The organism is uncultured Arthrobacter sp. (assembly GCF_947493765.1).
In the GTDB taxonomy this organism is placed as follows: domain Bacteria; phylum Actinomycetota; class Actinomycetes; order Actinomycetales; family Micrococcaceae; genus Arthrobacter_D.
This window is the reverse complement of record NZ_CANLSZ010000004.1, coordinates 288,918-304,929: the sequence shown is the minus strand read 5'-3', so window position 1 is coordinate 304,929 and position 16,012 is coordinate 288,918. Positions and strand designations below refer to the sequence as shown.

Annotated in this window: 16 protein-coding genes; 7 read left to right on the top strand and 9 right to left on the bottom strand. The window is 69.6% G+C overall.

The window, feature by feature from the left end; all coding sequences use genetic code 11:
• Window positions 1-101: 101 nt before the first annotated feature.
• Entirely contained in the window at window positions 102-1,511 is a 1,410-nt protein-coding gene (locus Q0747_RS08550; protein WP_298253565.1) for an ABC transporter substrate-binding protein, read from the top strand.
• 157 nt (window positions 1,512-1,668) lie between these two features.
• Here Q0747_RS08550 and Q0747_RS08545 read toward each other — a convergent pair whose 3' ends face one another.
• From Q0747_RS08545 to Q0747_RS08530, 4 genes are read right to left on the bottom strand one after another with little or no spacing between them, the layout of a single operon-like run.
• Complete coding sequence (locus tag Q0747_RS08545; RefSeq protein WP_298253564.1) at window positions 1,669-2,409, bottom strand: ABC transporter ATP-binding protein; 741 nt, start codon at window positions 2,407-2,409, stop codon at window positions 1,669-1,671.
• Window positions 2,409-3,467, bottom strand: a complete 1,059-nt coding sequence (locus Q0747_RS08540) for an ABC transporter ATP-binding protein (RefSeq protein ID WP_298253563.1) — start codon at window positions 3,465-3,467, stop codon at window positions 2,409-2,411. Before Q0747_RS08540 ends, Q0747_RS08545 begins: the two co-directional genes overlap by 1 nt.
• Window positions 3,464-4,444, bottom strand: a complete 981-nt coding sequence (locus Q0747_RS08535; protein WP_298253561.1) for a branched-chain amino acid ABC transporter permease — start codon at window positions 4,442-4,444, stop codon at window positions 3,464-3,466. The genes Q0747_RS08540 and Q0747_RS08535 overlap by 4 nt, the downstream gene beginning before the upstream one ends.
• 9 nt (window positions 4,445-4,453) lie before the next feature.
• Complete coding sequence (locus tag Q0747_RS08530; RefSeq protein WP_298253559.1) at window positions 4,454-5,806, bottom strand: branched-chain amino acid ABC transporter permease; 1,353 nt, start codon at window positions 5,804-5,806, stop codon at window positions 4,454-4,456.
• A 295-nt stretch (window positions 5,807-6,101) separates the two neighbouring features.
• On the opposite strand from Q0747_RS08530, the gene Q0747_RS08525 reads away from it, so the two are divergent.
• Window positions 6,102-6,977 carry a Bax inhibitor-1/YccA family protein gene (locus Q0747_RS08525; RefSeq protein ID WP_298253556.1) on the top strand — a complete coding sequence of 292 codons (876 nt, stop codon included), beginning with the start codon at window positions 6,102-6,104 and terminating at the stop codon, window positions 6,975-6,977.
• A 140-nt stretch (window positions 6,978-7,117) separates the two neighbouring features.
• On the opposite strand, the gene galK is transcribed toward Q0747_RS08525, so the two are convergent.
• Window positions 7,118-8,275: a galactokinase gene (gene galK, locus Q0747_RS08520; protein WP_298253554.1), complete on the bottom strand. Its 1,158-nt coding sequence runs from the start codon at window positions 8,273-8,275 to the stop codon at window positions 7,118-7,120.
• Entirely contained in the window at window positions 8,272-9,429 is a 1,158-nt protein-coding gene (gene galT / locus Q0747_RS08515) for a galactose-1-phosphate uridylyltransferase (RefSeq protein ID WP_298253552.1), read from the bottom strand. Before galT ends, galK begins: the two co-directional genes overlap by 4 nt.
• Before the next feature lie 65 nt (window positions 9,430-9,494).
• On the opposite strand from galT, the gene Q0747_RS08510 reads away from it, so the two are divergent.
• The 3 genes from Q0747_RS08510 (at window position 9,495) to Q0747_RS08500 (ending at window position 12,545) form a co-directional block, all read left to right on the top strand.
• On the top strand, window positions 9,495-10,412 hold the full coding sequence (locus Q0747_RS08510; protein ID WP_298253550.1) for an aldose 1-epimerase family protein: 918 nt from the start codon (window positions 9,495-9,497) through the stop codon (window positions 10,410-10,412).
• A gap of 276 nt (window positions 10,413-10,688) precedes the next feature.
• Complete coding sequence (gene ilvA, locus Q0747_RS08505) at window positions 10,689-11,942, top strand: threonine ammonia-lyase (RefSeq protein ID WP_298253770.1); 1,254 nt, start codon at window positions 10,689-10,691, stop codon at window positions 11,940-11,942.
• A gap of 3 nt (window positions 11,943-11,945) precedes the next feature.
• Window positions 11,946-12,545, top strand: a complete 600-nt coding sequence (locus tag Q0747_RS08500) for a rhomboid family intramembrane serine protease (RefSeq protein WP_298253548.1) — start codon at window positions 11,946-11,948, stop codon at window positions 12,543-12,545.
• Between the two features lie 4 nt (window positions 12,546-12,549).
• On the opposite strand, the gene greA is transcribed toward Q0747_RS08500, so the two are convergent.
• Window positions 12,550-13,041, bottom strand: a complete 492-nt coding sequence (greA, locus tag Q0747_RS08495; RefSeq protein WP_298253546.1) for a transcription elongation factor GreA — start codon at window positions 13,039-13,041, stop codon at window positions 12,550-12,552.
• Window positions 13,042-13,235: 194 nt separating this feature from the next.
• Entirely contained in the window at window positions 13,236-13,670 is a 435-nt protein-coding gene (locus Q0747_RS08490) for a DUF4307 domain-containing protein (RefSeq protein WP_298253544.1), read from the bottom strand.
• Window positions 13,671-13,743: 73 nt separating this feature from the next.
• On the opposite strand from Q0747_RS08490, the gene mca reads away from it, so the two are divergent.
• On the top strand, window positions 13,744-14,661 hold the full coding sequence (mca, locus tag Q0747_RS08485; protein ID WP_298253542.1) for a mycothiol conjugate amidase Mca: 918 nt from the start codon (window positions 13,744-13,746) through the stop codon (window positions 14,659-14,661).
• Between the two features lie 88 nt (window positions 14,662-14,749).
• On the top strand, window positions 14,750-15,067 hold the full coding sequence (locus tag Q0747_RS08480) for a hypothetical protein (protein ID WP_298253540.1): 318 nt from the start codon (window positions 14,750-14,752) through the stop codon (window positions 15,065-15,067).
• A 36-nt stretch (window positions 15,068-15,103) separates the two neighbouring features.
• Here Q0747_RS08480 and Q0747_RS08475 read toward each other — a convergent pair whose 3' ends face one another.
• On the bottom strand, window positions 15,104-15,754 hold the full coding sequence (locus Q0747_RS08475; protein WP_367277696.1) for a hemolysin III family protein: 651 nt from the start codon (window positions 15,752-15,754) through the stop codon (window positions 15,104-15,106).
• Between the last annotated feature and the right edge of the window lie 258 nt (window positions 15,755-16,012).

Sequence of the window (16,012 nt, the reverse complement as noted above, 5' to 3'; positions counted from 1 at the left end):
TTATGCCGCCGGTGATTATGGATTAGCTTTTCTACAGGCCAGGAAGACCTGGCGTGAAGCATCGAGGGCCGTCAGGGCCCTTTGGTCGAGGAGACTGATTCATGACTGCACCACGCAACTCCGCGTTGTTCGGCATCGGGGAGCACGCGCCACGCGCAGCGAAGATCGCAGCGCTCGGACTGGGCATCGCACTGTTCGCCTCCGGGTGTGGGGGCGACTCCGGCGACTCGGATGCCGGGGGTGGCGGCACCGAGAGCGGCGGCACGGAGACCACCAGCGCGGCCGGTGCCTCGCTGCTGGCCTGCCCCGAGGAGGAGGGCGGCGAGGGCGAGGAGCAGGGCGAGAAGGGTGATCCGGCCGCCGTCCCGGCGAGCGAGACCACGAGTCCCGAGCCGCTCAAGCTCGGCTCCCTCCTGCCCACCACGGGAACCCTCGCGTTCCTCGGCCCGCCCGAGATCGCCGGCACCCAACTGGCTGTCAACGAGATCAACGAGGCCGGCGGCGTCCTAGGCCAGGACGTCTCGATCACCCAGCGCGATTCCGGTGACACGACAACCGACATCGCCACCCAGTCCGTGACCGATCTGCTGTCCCAGGATGTCAGCGCGATCGTCGGAGCGGCGTCCTCGGGCGTCTCGAAGACCGTCATCAACCAGATCACCGGCGCCGGAGTGGTGCAGTTCTCGCCGGCCAACACCTCGCCGGAGTTCACCGACTGGGACGACAACGGGCTCTACTGGCGCACCGCTCCCTCGGACGTCCTCCAGGGCCGTACGCTCGGCACCTACATCTCCACCTGTGGAGCCCAGACGGTCGGCATGATCACGCTGAACGACTCCTACGGGACCGGGCTGCAGAGCAACATCCAGGAGACCATCGAGGCCGCGGGCGGGCAGGTCGTCGCCAACGAGATGTTCAACACCGGCGACTCGCAGTTCTCGAGCCAGGTGGACGCCATCGCGGCCGCGGAGCCGGACGCCGTGGTGCTGATCAGCTTCGACGAGGCCAAGAGCATCGTCCCGCTGCTCGTCGCCAAGGGCATCGACCCGAGCACCGTTTTCATGGTGGACGGCAACACCTCCGACTACAGTGCGGACCTCGATCCCGGCACCCTCGAGGGCGCCCAGGGCACCATCCCCGGTCCGTTCACCGGGTCGGGCTTCCAGGACGCCCTGGCCACGGTCGACCCGAATCTGAACAGCCTGGCCTACGCCGGTGAGGCCTACGACGCCGTGAACCTCATCGCACTCGCCTCCGAGGCGGCCGGCAGCGTGGAGGGCACGGACATCGCCACGGAGCTCGAGTCCGTCTCGAAGGACGGCACCAAGTGCTTCGACTTCGCCGGCTGCGTGACCCTCCTGCGCGAGGGCGAGGACATCGACTACGACGGCATCTCCGGCCCCGTGGCCTTCGACGAGAACGGCGACCCCACGGAAGCCGCCATCGGTATCTACCGCTACGACGCCGACAACGTACCCCAGCCCTACCGCTCGGAGGTGGGACAGCTCTAGGACCGCACGAGGCCCTGTGCGGCCACTCCGACGGGAAGAGCCCCGGTACTCCTTCGATGGAAGGAGTACCGGGGCTCTTGTCGTCAGTCGTGGTCGTATGTCGTCCTGGTTGCCGTGTCCCCGCTGTCCGCGGGTGCACGGGGCCGGTGCGGACCGCTCAGGCCGTATCGGCGAGCGTCCCGAGGTAGAGCTGGATCACCTTCGGGTCCTTCATGAGCTCCCGTCCGGTGCCCGTGTACGCGTCCTTGCCCTGGTCCAGGACGTAGGCGCGATCGCAGATCTGCAGGCAGCGGCGGGCGTTCTGCTCCACCATGATCACCGAGACACCGGCCCGGTTGATCTCGTGCACCCGCAGGAACGTCTCGTCCTGCTTGACGGGGGACAGTCCTGCCGAGGGCTCGTCGAGCAGCAGCACCGCCGGGTCCATCATGAGGGCCCGGCCCATCGCGACCATCTGCCGTTCACCGCCGGAGAGCGAGCCGGCACGCTGTGCCCGTCTCTTGCCGAGCTCGGGGAACAGGCTCGTGACGAACTCGAAGCGCTTCCTGAAGTCCCTGGGCCGCTGGTACATACCCATCTGGAGATTCTCCTCGATGGTCAGGGTGCTGAAGACGTTGTTGTTCTGCGGCACGAAGCCCACGCCCTGACTCACGAGCCGGTTGGCCTTGAGTCCGGTGAGATTCTGACCGCGGACGATCACGGTGCCGGAGTGGACCTTCACGAGGCCGAACATGGCCTTCAGGAGCGTGGACTTGCCCGCGCCGTTGGGACCGATGATACCGATGAGCTCACCGCGGCGTGCCTCGATGCTGCAGCCGTTGAGGATGTTGACGCCGGGAAGATAGCCGGCCACCAGATCGGTGACCTTCACGACCGAATCGCCCTCGAATTCCTCCATCACTTCGTCTCCTCGTCCGTGTGCGCCGGGTCCACCGCGCGAGCGCCGCCGACCTCCGTGACTCCTGCCCCCAGGATGCCCTCGTCCCTGGTGCCCACGACCGATCCGGCGTCGTGGGCCAGCTCCTCCTCCAGGCGCTCGACACCCGTGGAGTCCCCGAGGTCCACGTCGTGGTGGGCTCCCAGGTACGCGTCGATGACGGCCTGGTCCTTCATGACGATCTCCGGAGGACCCTCCGCGACCACCTTGCCCTCCGCCATGACGATCACCCAGTCGGCGATGTGGCGGACCATGTGCATGTCGTGCTCCACGAAGAGGACGGTCATGCCCTCCTGCTTGAGATTCTTGATGTGGTCGAGCAGGGACTGCGTCAGGGCCGGGTTCACGCCGGCCATCGGCTCGTCGAGCATCACGAGCCTGGGCCGGACCATCAGCGCCCGCGCCATCTCCAGGAGCTTGCGCTGCCCGCCCGAGAGGGACGCCGCGTAGTCGTCACGCTTCGTGTCCAGCTTGAACTTGGCGAGCAGCACCTCCGCCTGCGCGGTGATCTCCCGTTCCCGTCCGCCCCACAGACCCTTGAACAGGGCACGCGCGAGGGACTCCCCGGGCTGGTCCGCGGCCCCGAGTCGCATGTTCTCCATGACCGTGAGCTTGCCCATGACCTTGGTGAGCTGGAAGGTGCGCACCATCCCCATGCGCGCCACCCGGTGGGAGGAGACCTTCGCCAGCGGCGTGCCGTCGAACTCCCAGTCCCCGCTGTTGGGCGTGTCGAAGCCCGTCAGCAGATTGAAGAGCGTGGTCTTGCCGGCCCCGTTGGGACCGATCAGTGCCGTGATCCGGTGGCGCGGGATCTCGAGGTGCTCCACGTCGACGGCGTTGATGCCGCCGAAGCTGCGCGTCACGTTGCGGGCCACCACGATGGGATCGGTCTTCCGGCACCCCGGACCGGTCTCCCCGGTGGTGATGGGGGACTCGTTCGCCGCAGCGGCGTCCGCGGCGTGGGCGCCGCCCCTCCCGGTGCCCGGTTCCGGTGTACTGCCGGTGTGGTCGACGCTCATGCGAAAGCCAACTCCTTCTTGTTGCCCAGGACGCCCTGCGGCCTGAAGACCATGAGCAGCATCAGCGCCACACCCACCAGGATGTAACGCAGCTGGCCCGCCTGCGGATTGGTCAGGAACGTGATCGCCCCGATCTCGATGGCGCCATACAGGAGGCCCTGTGTCAGGGACAGCACCACCCAGAAGATCATGGCGCCGATCACCGGTCCGAGGACGGTGGCCATGCCTCCCAGCAGGAGGCACGTGTAGAGGAAGAAGGTCAGCTCCGTCGCGTAGTTGGCGGGCTGGACGGCACCGCGGGGCAGGGTGAAGATGATGCCAGCCAACGAGCCGAGCACACCGCCGATGATGAGGGCCTGCATCTTGTAGGCGTAGACGTTCTTACCGAGGGAGCGCACCGCGTTCTCGTCCTCACGGATGCCCTTCAGGACACGGCCCCACGGGCTGCGCATGAGGAGCCAGACGAGCAGGCAGGCGATGACGACGACGCTCCAGCCGACGATCCTGATCCACAGGTCACGCTCGTTCATGGAGATGGGGCCCACCTGGTACGCGCCGGGCGGGAACGGGTTGAGCCCGAAGAAGCCGCCCTCGAAGGCCGCGAGTCCGTTGGCGGATCCGGTGACGTCCGTCAGGCCGTTGGTCGTGACGATGTAGCGGATGATCTCTGCCGCGGCGATGGTCACGATCGCCAGGTAGTCCGCGCGGAGCCGGAGGGTCGGTATGCCGAGGACGATGGCGAAGACGACCGAGGCCAGGACCGCCACGAGCACCGCGACCGGCAGGGGCGCGCCGAAGGTCAGCGTGGAGATCGCGTAGCCGTAGGCTCCGACGGCCATGAAGCCGGCCTGGCCGAAGTTCAGCAGGCCGGAGTAGCCGAAGTGCACGGCGAGCCCGAGGGCCGCCAGTGCATAGGCCGCCGTCGTGGGGCTGATCAGCTCGCCGAAGGCGTTGACGAGGATGTTTCCGAAGTCCATGGGGAGCCCCTAACCTATACGCTCGCGGCGGCCGAGGATGCCCTGCGGCCGGAAGAGGAGCACAAGAATCAGAATCAGCAGGGCCCCCACGTACTTGAGGTCCGCTTCGAGCCAGATGGTGGAGATCTCCACGAACAGGCCCACGATGATGGAACCGATGAGCGCCCCGAACACGGTACCGAGACCGCCGAGGGTCACCCCGGCGAAGATGAGCAGGAGGATCTGCTGGCCCATGTTGTAGGAGACGCCGGGACGGTAGTACGCCCACAGGATCCCGCCGAGGGCTGCCAGCATGCCGCCGATCACCCAGACGATCCGGATCACGCGGTCGACGTCGATCCCGGACGCGGCGGCCAGGGCCGGGTTGTCGGCGACGGCGCGGGTCGCCTTGCCGATCCGCGTCCGCAGGAGCAGGAACGCGACGATCAGGATGATCACCAGGCTCACGGAGAGCGAGGTGAGATTGTTGCGTGAGATGGAGACCGAGCCGAGGTCGATGATCTCGCTCTGCGATCCGGGCAGCTGCTGCGTGGCACCGCCGAAGAACAGCTGGATGATGTACCGCAGGGCGAGCGCGAGGCCGATACTGACGATCATCATGGGCACGAGCCCGGTGCCGCGACGCCGGAGCGGCTTCCACAGCCCGGCGTCCTGCACGTAGCCGAGGAGGCCACCGGCGACGACCGCGAGCACGATCGCGACGGCGATCGGGAGGCCCATGGCGGCGAAGGCGAAGGCGACGACGGCGCCGAAGGTCACCATCTCGCCGTGGGCGAAGTTCGTGAGCCCGGTGGTCCCGAAGATCAGGGAGAGCCCCACGGCGCTCAGGGCCAGGAGGAGGCCGAAACTGAAGCCCGCGAGCGCGCGCTCCGCGAGGGTCTCGAGGAAGGGCGTCTGCTGGGTGGTGATGCCCTCACCGAACAGGAACAGGGTGGTGGCGCTCGAGGTGTTCGTGAAGGTGACCTCGCGGGGGTTCTCCTGGTCCTCGGCGAGCACGATGCCCTCGGGGAGGGTCTCCTCGTCGATGGCCACCTCGTAGGTGCCCTGCTCGGGCACGCCGATCCTCCAGGCCCCGTTCGCCCCGGAGGTGGCCTCGCCCTCGAAGCCGTTGCCGCTGGCGGTCACCGTGACGTCGACGATCGGGCCGTCGGCGCCGCGGAGCACGCCGCCGATGCTGTTGTCGAACTCCTGGGCCTGGACGGCGGCAGTTCCCCGGAGCGCGAAGCTCCCGTGGTGGGTGGCCGGAGCGGGCGGTTCAGGCGAGGCCTGGGCCGCAGGGGCGCCCAGCAGCACGAGCGCCAGGAGGCCGACGAGCAGCAGCAGCGACCTCCTGATGCGTGCAGGCGTCGATGGGGTGAGCAAGATGGGAACCTCCGCGGTGGGGCGGGCCCGACGCATGAGCGACGGCCCCGCAGCTGTGACGCGTGTCACTGACATCGGGATCATGCTACTCGGGGGTTCAGGGGCCGGAGGACAAATAGCGCAGGCGGCGGTAGAGATTCGGTAACGATCAGGGGATCGGGCCCTCATGGTGTTGTCATCCGGCGGCCCTCCTGACAACCGGGAGGGTGGGGGAGGGGAACAAACCCGGGGCGGAAGCGTTGCTCTTGGTAGGGTTGCACGAACACTCAGCCCCCTATTCGGAGGACCAGAACACATGGCACTTGGCGGTAATCCGGTATTCAACGGGAAGACCTTCCGCTCGGCCACCCGGGGTACGCAGTCCTCGGGTCCGGGCACCACGCTCTACGCGGGTGGGGCCGCTGATCAGCAGCAACTCGAGCACCTGTACAACCAGCCGTCGGCCGGTCCCGCCGACACGGGACGCATGACGTTCGACGACGTCATCGTCAAGACCCTGCTGTGCATCGGCGTGGTCCTGGTCGGTGCGGCGATCCCCGCATTCCTGCTGCCGGGCCTGGCCCTGCCGCTCATGATCGTCGGAGCGCTCGGCGGCTTGGTGCTCGGCCTCGTGAATGCGTTCAAGCGCGAGCCCTCGCCGGCACTCATCCTCGCCTACGCGGCTCTCGAGGGCCTCTTCGTCGGCGGCATCACGATGATCCTCGAGGCGCAGTTCCCCGGGATCGCCCTGCAGGCCGTCCTCGGGACCCTCGTGGTGTTCGGTGTGACACTCGCGCTGTTCAAGAGCGGGAAGGTCCGCGCCACCCCGAAGGCCATGAAGTTCTTCATGATCGCGCTCATCAGCTACGCGGCGTTCTCGCTGGTCAATCTGGGCCTCATGCTCTTCGGCGTCACCGAGGGCATGTTCGGCCTGCGGAGCCAGGGCATCCCGGGCACCGACGGCATGCTCGGCTTCGACAACGGGATCCCCTTCGGCCTCGTGATCGGGCTGCTCGCCATCGGTCTGGCTGCATTCTCCCTGATCATCGACTTCACCTCGATCAGCGACGGCGTGCGCCACGGCGCTCCGCAGCGCTACTCCTGGACCGCGGCCTTCGGCCTGACCGTCACCCTGATCTGGCTCTACGTGGAGATCCTGCGCCTGATCGCGATCATTCGCGGCAGCGACTGATCCGACACCCCGTCGTGCGGTCGGCCGCACGACGGGCACCGGACCGGGAGGGACCCGCACCCATAGGGTGCGGGTCCCTCCGTCGTTCCCGGTACGACCCGGTCTCAGGAACGGATCGGTCCGATGATGGCGCCGTACGCTCACCCGACGCGGGTGGCACCGGCTCCCGGCAGGACGCCGAAGACCACCGGCGGCGCGAGGGCAGCGGCCGCGAAGGCCTGCTCCACCGCCGCGCGGATCACGGGGGCGTCGTCGGTGCGGGCCAGCGCGATCGCGGACCCGCCGAAGCCCCCGCCCGTCAGCCGCGCGCCGAGCGCACCGGCCTCCAGCGCCGTGTCGACGGCCAGATCCAGTTCGACCGTGGAGATCCCGAAGTCGTCCCGCATGGAGGCGTGGCTGGCGACCAGGAGCGGCCCGAGGTCCGCTGGTCGCCCGCGGTCGAGGACGGCGACCGCGTCCTGCACCCGTGCATTCTCGGTCACCACGTGCCGGACGCGGCGGAAGGTCTCCTCGTCGAGCAGGCCCGCCGCCTCCGCGAGATCGCCGCCGGCGAGATCGCGCAGGGACGGGACGGACATCAGTTCGGCGCCGAGTTCGCACGAGCGGCGGCGCGCGGCGTAGCCGCCGGCGGCGTGCTCGTGCGTGACACGCGTGTCGACGACCAGCAGGACGAGCCCCGCGGCGTCGAGCCCGAGGGGCACGAGGCGTGCGTCCCCCGAGCGGCAGTCGAGGAAGACGGCGTGGCCCGCGTCACCGAGGAGGGAGGCGGTCTGGTCCATGATGCCCGTGGGAGCGCCGACCATCCGGTTCTCGGCGAGCTGCCCGATGACCACGAGCTCACCGCGCGGGATCCCGGCGCCGGAGAGCTCGTCGGCAGCGAGTGCGACCGCGCACTCGAGAGCGGCCGAGGAGGAGAGGCCGGCCCCGACCGGCACCGTGGAGTCGACGAGGAGATCCAGGCCGGGGCAGCGGTACCCCCGCTGCTCCATGGCCCAGAGGACCCCGATCGGATACGCCGCCCAGCCCTGCACCGCTCCCTCCTCGAGAGTGTCCAGGTCCACCGCGACGGGGGCGTCGTCGGGCGCGAGGGTGGTGGCGACACGGACGAGCCGGTCCTTCCGGACCGCCGCCGCGACGGTCGCGGACTGCTCGATCGCGAAGGGCAGGACCAGGCCGTCGTTGTAGTCGGTGTGCTCGCCGATGAGATTGACGCGGCCCGGGGCCGACCAGAGGCCGTCGGGTTCACGACCCGTCCGTTCGGAGAACAGGCGGGCGAGCTCGAGCGGTGACCGTCTCACACGGGGTCCTTCCGGGGGCTGCCGGCGGATCGACCGGCTGCAGCACACCGAGCGGCCGGTGTCGCGGCGCGCAGTGCCGCTGCGACCTGCTCCGGCGTCGTGTCGTTGATGAAGGCGCCCATGGCAGCTTCCGAGCCGGCCAGGAATTTCAGCCTGTCCACCGCACGCCGCGGGGAGGTGAGCTGCAGGTGCAGGTAGCCGGAGCGTCGCAGGGCGTCGTCGACCGGGGCCTGCTGCCAGGCCGCGATGTACGGGGTGGGCGTCGGGTAGAGGGCGTCGACGCGGCCCAGGAGGTCGAGGTAGACCTCGGTGAGTTCGTCGCGTTCGGTCCCTGACAGTCCGGCGAGGTCGGCGACCCGGCGGTGAGGCACCAGGTGCACCTCGAGCGGCCAGCGTGCGGCGAAGGGGACGAAGGCGCTGAAGTGTGTGCCCTCGATGACCATGCGATCGCCTGCATCCCGCTCCGAGGCCAGCACCTGCCCCATGAGGGTCTGCCGTCCTCCTGCCGCCTCGAAGAACTGTGCGGCCTTCGCCGCGAGTGCCGCGGCCCGGGGCGGGACGAACGGGTAGGCGTAGATCTGCCCGTGCGGGTGCAGCAGGGTGACGCCGATGTCGGCGCCGCGGTTCTCGAAGCAGAAGACCTGCCTGATCCCCGGGAGGGCGGAGAGCGCTTCGGTGCGGTGCGCCCACGCGTCGATCACCGTCCTGGCGCGCTCCGGGGCGAGGGAGCCGAAGGACCCCTCGTGGGCCGGGTCGAAGGCGATGACCTCGCACCGCCCGGAGGCCGGCGCCGTCGTGCCCCAGCCCGGGTGGGCCGGCAACTCGCCGAGGTCGGGTCCGAAGGACGGGAACCGGTTCTCGAAGACCACCACCTCGTAGTCGGGGGCGGGGATCTCGGAGTGGTTCTCCGGTGTCGAGGGGCACAGCGGGCACTGGTCCGCCGACGGCAGGTGCGTGCGCGACTGGCGGTGGGCGGCGACGGCGATCCACTCGCCCGTGAGGGCGTCGTAGCGCGCGGTCCCGGACGGGCCGCGCGGGGGAAGGCCACGCCGGTCCTGCCCGGACGCGCGATGCCGCTCGGCAGCCGCCCGGTCGGCATCGAAGTAGAGGAGCTCGCGCCCGTCGGACAGCAGGGTGGGGGTGATGAACGTCATGGGCTCTCGAAACTATCAGTCGAGGGATCGGGACAGGCTCTGCACGGCCGCTGTAGCATCGCTGGATGATCCCGGACACCCGCCCCCTGGCCAGCGGCACCAACTACGAACTCGTGGCCGGGTCCTCGACCGTCGTCGTCGCGACTCTGGCAGCCGCCCTGAGATCCTACGAGCACGACGGCGTGGCACTCACCGAGACCTGGGGCGACGACGACATCCCGGCCGGTGGCGGCGGGATCCTCCTGGCGCCGTGGCCCAATCGCGTGGCCGCCGGGCGCTGGAGGCTCCACGGCGCGGAGCAGCGCCTCGACATCACGGAACCCTCGAAGGGCAACGCCATCCACGGACTGCTCCGCAACACCGGCTACCGGCCCGTGGACGTCGGGCCGGCGCACGTGGTGCTGGAGGCCGAGATCTTCCCGCAGCACGGCTATCCCTTCCACCTGCTGCACCGTGCCACCTACGAACTGACGCCGGACCAGCTCAGGGTCACGCAGCAGCTCTCCAACCTGTCCGCGGCAGCCGCTCCCTTCGCCCTCGGCGCCCATCCCTATCTCAAGCTCTCCGCCATCCCGACCGAGGACCTCACGCTCACGGTGCTCGCGGACGAGATGTTCGAGACCGACGACCGCGCGATTCCCACCGGCAGGAGGGGGGTCTCCGGGCAGCACGATCTGCGGGAGGGCCGGCGCGTCGGCGACATCGAGTTCGACACCGCCTTCGCGGGGCTGCACGCGGTGGACGGCCGGTACGAGCACGTCCTGTCCGCACCGGACGGCCGGCGCGTCACGCTGTGGGCCGACGCCTCGTTCGCCTATGCCCACGTGTACGTCAGCACCATCTACCCCGGCGTCGGCAAGGCCGTGGCGATCGAACCCATGACGGCTCCGGCCGACGCCTTCAACTCCGGGGAGGGGCTGCGCTGGCTGGAACCGGGGTCCTCGTTCTCCGCCGCATGGGGCATTCTCCCCGGTCTCGGATAGCGGCCGAGCGGTCCTTCTATGGAAGGATTGCCCCATGCGCCTAGCTGGAGCGACACCACAGTGGGCGATGCCGCGCGCCGCGCGATGCCCCGGCGTCGAGGGGGCGGTCCCCGGTATTCGTCGGCCGGCGGCGGTGGAGCGCAGAGCGCTCCCGTCACCGGCCAGCACCCCCGGACCTCACGCCGCACCGCCGGCGCCGACACTCCAGGAAGAGACATCCCCGTGACCGACCAGGCCCTCACCTCCCGCACTGCAGACACCCAGGAACACCCTCCGGTGACCCGGCCCGACGGCCTGCCCGTTCGCCTGGCCGACGTCGAGGCCGCACAGCGGACGCTGCAGGGCGTCATCGCCCTGACCCCCGTCGAACAGTCGCGTGCCCTGGGCCGGCTCACCGGCTCGAACGTCTCGCTCAAGTGTGAGAATCTCCAGCGAGCCGGGTCCTTCAAGGTCCGCGGCGCCTACAACCGGATGGCGAGGCTGACCGAGGCCGAGCGCTCCCTCGGCGTCGTCGCCGCCTCTGCGGGCAACCACGCGCAGGGTGTCGCCGTCGCCGCCGCCAAACTCGGTATCTCGGCGCGCATCTACATGCCGCTCGGCGTGGCGCTGCCCAAGCTGGCCGCGACGCGCGGACACGGCGCGGAGGTGGTGCTGCACGGGCACACCGTGGACGAGGCGCTCGCCGAGGCGAAGAGATACGCCGACGCCAGGGGTGCCGTCTTCGTCCACCCGTTCGACAACGTGGACGTCGTCGCGGGGCAGGGCACCATCGGCCTGGAGATCCTGGAACAGGTTCCCGACGTCGACACGATCCTGATGGGTGTGGGCGGCGGAGGACTGCTCGCCGGGGTCGCGGTCGCCGTCAAGGCACGGGCCAGGGAACTCGGACGGGAGATTTGCATCATCGGGGTCCAGGCCGAGAACGCGGCGGCCTATCCGCCCTCGCTGGCCGCGGACGCCCTGGTGCCGCTGACCAGGGTGTCCACCATCGCGGACGGCATCGCCGTCGGCAGCCCGGGCCAGTTGCCGTTCTCGATCATCCGTGAACTCGTCGACGACGTCATGACCGTCAGCGAGGATTCGCTCGCGCGGGCGCTCATCTTCCTCCTGGAACGTTCCAAGATGGTCGTGGAGCCGGCCGGCGCGGTGGGCGTCGCGGCACTGCTGGACGGAAAACTGACGGAGGGCGGCAGGGACCCCGGGAACACCGTCGTGGTGCTCTCGGGCGGGAACATCGACCCGATGCTGATGCTCAAGGTGATCCAGCGGGGGCTGGCCGCGGCCGGGCGGTACCTCGTGGTGCGCATGCTGCTCGACGACCGGCCCGGATCCCTCGCCACGATCTCGCGGATCATCGCCGAGTCGGATGCCAACGTGACCGGCGTCGATCACACGCGGGTGGGCGGATCGATCAGCATGGGCGATGTGGCGATCACCATCAACATGGAGACCAAGGGCGAGGAGCACTGCGAGCAGGTGCTCGGGAACCTGCGCGCGGAGGGCTTCCAACCGGTGGTCATCCGGGGCTGAACGATGGGACCACTCGCGCGCAGGGCCCAGGCGGGCCTGCTGGCCGTCGCCGGCCTCGTCGGCGCCATGTGGGTGGTGTTCCTCGTGAACGTGCTGCTCGGCGGACTGCTCGTGCAGACGCTGGGGATCGCGCCGCGCCGCATCGACGGTCTCGACGGCATCCTCTTCGCGCCCCTCCTGCACGGCGGGGTGGACCACCTGGTGAGCAACACACTGCCCCTGCTCGTCCTCGGCTTCCTGTCCTTCCTGGAAGGCGCCAGGCGCTTCGTGCTGACCATCGCCATCACCTGGCTGGCCTCGGGGCTCGGCACCTGGATCTTCGGGGGCGGGCTCACCATCGGAGCGTCCGGGGTGGTCTTCGGTCTCTTCGCCTACTTGGTCACGCGCGGCTTCTACAACCGGGACCTCCGGCAGATCCTCCTGGCCGGGATCCTCTTCGCGGCCTACGGGTCCATCCTCTGGGGGATCCTCCCGACGGCGGGATCGAACGTGTCCTGGCAGGCGCACCTCTTCGGTGCGCTCGGCGGGGTCGCCGCCGCCTCCGCGCTCAGGCGACGTCGGCCCATCCCGACGGCTCCTGACCGCCGGGGTCCCACGTCCTAGCGGCTCAGCCCTTGTAGGGCGTGGCCGAGATGATCTCGACCGTGATCTGCTTGCCGTTGGGCGCGGTGTAGCTGACGGTGTCGCCGGCCTTCGTGCCCTGGATGGCGGCTCCGAGCGGCGACCTCTCGCTGTACACGTCGATGTCCGTGTCTCCTGCCACCTCCCGGCTGCCGAGCAGGAAGTTCTCGACGTCGCCCGCGATCCTGGCGGAGACCATCATGCCCGGCTCGACCACGCCGTCGTCCGCCGGGGACTCGCCCACGTGGGCGTCCCGGAGCAGTTCGGTGAGCTGACGGATGCGGCCCTCGGCCTTGCCCTGCTCCTCCTTGGCGGCGTGGTACCCGCCGTTCTCCTTCAGATCGCCCTCCGAGCGGGCCTGCTCGATGCGTGCGACGATCTCGGCGCGGCCGGGTCCGGAGAGATGGTCCAGCTCGCTCTTGAGCCGATCGTAGGATTCCTGCGTGAGCCAGGCGACGGAGGCGCTGTTGGTGGACACGGACTAACTCCTTAGGTACGGCCTGCGCCGGGTGCGGCGTGGCTCCTGATCACTCCACCGGGCGACGACGGATCGTCACCGGCAAGCAAACACCCCGCGTCATGGGGCAGGTCTGCCGGTGAAGCGGGGTGATACGACAGGCTCCATTCTAGGGCGGTCACGGACATAACCCAAGCACCCGTCCTGTGCGGACGTCAGTCCTCGACGATCCAGCAGGCGTTGACACCGCCCGAGACGGCGGGGGAGTCGGTGCGCAGATCGGCGCGCTGCGCCGTGGTCCTGCCCTCGTTGACCCCGTCCCCGGGATCGGTGGGGCCGACGGTCACGATCTTCCAGCCGACCACCGCGTAGTTCTCGCTCAGGGCCTGCACCGCGCACTGCGCCGACGCCGAGCGGTCCTTCGTGACCTCGAAGTCCACACTGGCCCGCCCGTCGGCGTCGAGGGAGAAACCGACGTCCTTCGAATCCACCGGGGGGCTGCCGGTGGTGACCGCGAACACCCCGGCCGCGAGGACCGCGCCGGACAGCGCCGCGAGCGTCAGGACCCGGGCACGCCGTGGTTGCCGTCGCGGCTTTGGCGTGCCGTAACGAGTGGCTACTCTTGATGGTGGCGTGGATGCGGAACTCACACCGCCATTTTACCGCCCACCGGCGACGGCACCGTCCGGTTGCCGCCCAGTCCAGCAGACCCAGGAGCACGCAGTGCCTACCCATGATCGACCCCAGGTGTCCGGAGCGGGCTTCCGCCTCCTCACGGTCCACGCGCATCCCGACGACGAGTCGAGCAAGGGTGCCGCCACCATGGCCGGCTACGTGGCAGCGGGAGCAGAGGTCATGGTGGCCACCTGCACCGGCGGCGAGCGCGGCGACGTCCTGAATGCGGCGATGGAGGCCGATCCGCACGGCCGGCGTGATCTTCCCGGCCTGCGGCGGCTCGAGATGGCAGGCGCCGTCGCGGAGCTCGGCGTGCAGCACCGGTGGCTGGGCTTTACCGACTCGGGTCTGCCCGAGGGGGATCCGCTGCCGGACCTGCCCTTCGGCTGCTTCGCCCTGCAGCCCCTCGAGCGCGCCGCGGCGCCCCTCGTGAAGCTCGTCCGCGAGTTCCGCCCGCACGTGATCGTCGGATACGACGAGAACGGCGGATACCCCCACCCGGACCACATCATGGCGCACCGCATCGCGGTCGAGGCGTTCGAGGCGGCGTCCGACCCCGCGCGCTATCCGGGGACGGGGGAGCCCTGGGCGGTCTCGAAGCTGTACTACGATCGCGCCTTCAACCCGGAGCGGTTCCGGGCGCTGCACGACGCCCTCGAAGCTGCGGGGCTCGAGTCGCCCTACGCCGAGCGCCTCGCCCAGTGGCTCGAGGACGACGCCGAGGGCCACCAGCCCCCGCCGCCGACCCACCCCACCACCACACAGATCGAGTGCGGCGACTTCTTCGACCGCCGGGAGCGGGCACTCCTCGCCCATCGCACCCAGGTGGATCCCGAGGGCTTCTTCTTCGCCGTCTCCATCGACCTGCAGCGCCAGGTCTGGCCCTACGAGGACTACTCCCTCATCAGGACTCGGGTGGAGTCCACGCTGCCCGAGGCGGACTTCTTCGCCGACGTGACGGCCTGACCCCGGTGCGCACGGCTCTTCTATCCGGCGTAGAATTCTCGGGCACGGTCCACGGTGAATCGCTGCGAGTCGTGAAAGTGGTGCCTGCGTGTTCCTCGAGCTGATGATGTCCGCGACGACGACGCCCTCCGGGGAGGCTACGCTCCGCCCGGAGATCGACCCGTCGTCGGTCACCCCCGGGCTGGAGGGCTTCCTGGCCACGCTCTTCGTGGTCGTCCTCGTCATCTTCCTGATCCGGGACATGGTCAAGCGCATCCGGCGCGTGCGCTACGCCGGTGAGGTGGAGCAGACGCGCGTCCAGCAGCAGTCAGGCACCCCGGACGGGCCCGCAGCGGACCCGGACGACGCGCAGCCGGGCGAGCCGGGGACCCGGCCCGGCGGCAAGCACGGTCCCGGGCGCCGGTGACGGCCCCGGTCCGAGTCCCCGGCCTGAGCCTCGGGTCTAGGCCCGCGGGTCCAGGACGGCGAGCATGATGGCGACGAAATGGGCGGCGAACGCCGCGACCGTCAGCGCGTGGAAGAGCTCGTGGAAGCCGAAGACCCGCAGTGAGAAGTTCGGAGCCTTGACGCCGTAGAACACGGCTCCCGTGATGTACAGGACGCCGCCCACGCAGATCAGCACCGCCGCCGCGATGTTCGCGGCGAAGAACTCGGGCAGGTAGAACAGCGACGCGAGGCCGAGCGCCACGTACACCGGCACGTACAGCCATCTCGGGGCGTCCACCCAGACGTTGCGGAACAGGACGCCCGCCAGCGCTCCGCCCCAGATCACCCAGAGCAGTGTCTCGGCCTTGCCGCGCTCCAGGAGCGCCCAGGCCAGAGGGGTGTAGGACCCCGCGATGACGAGCATGATGTTCGTGTGGTCGAGTCGCTTGAGGACCGCCTTCGGGCGCGGACCCCAGTTGCCCCGGTGGTACACGGCGCTGACGCCGAACAGCAGGACACCGGTGAGGGCGTAGACGGCGGACGCGAGCTTGAGTCCGGGCGTGGGCGCCAGGACGATGAGCACCACGCCGGCCGCGATGGCCAGCGGTGTCGCGGCCGCATGGATCCAGCCGCGCCAGAGCGGTTTGGCGGCGATCGCGTCTGCCAGCGGGCCGGCGACGGCGTTGACCGCACCGTCGAGGCCGGTCCCTGGGGATCCGGCGGGTTCCGGAGGGCGTGGAGCAGGGGCCGAACGGCGCGGGGTCATGGAAAAATCCTAGCCCACGGGGGCGCCCTGTAGCGGTCGGGCGAGGGGGATCGCCACCTGGCCGGCAGTGCCGTCCGGTGTCCCGTCGGACAAGTGCCGGTTCGGTGTGAAAAGCTGGGTCGGTATCGGTATTGGTATCGGCTCCGCGGACGTGGTGCA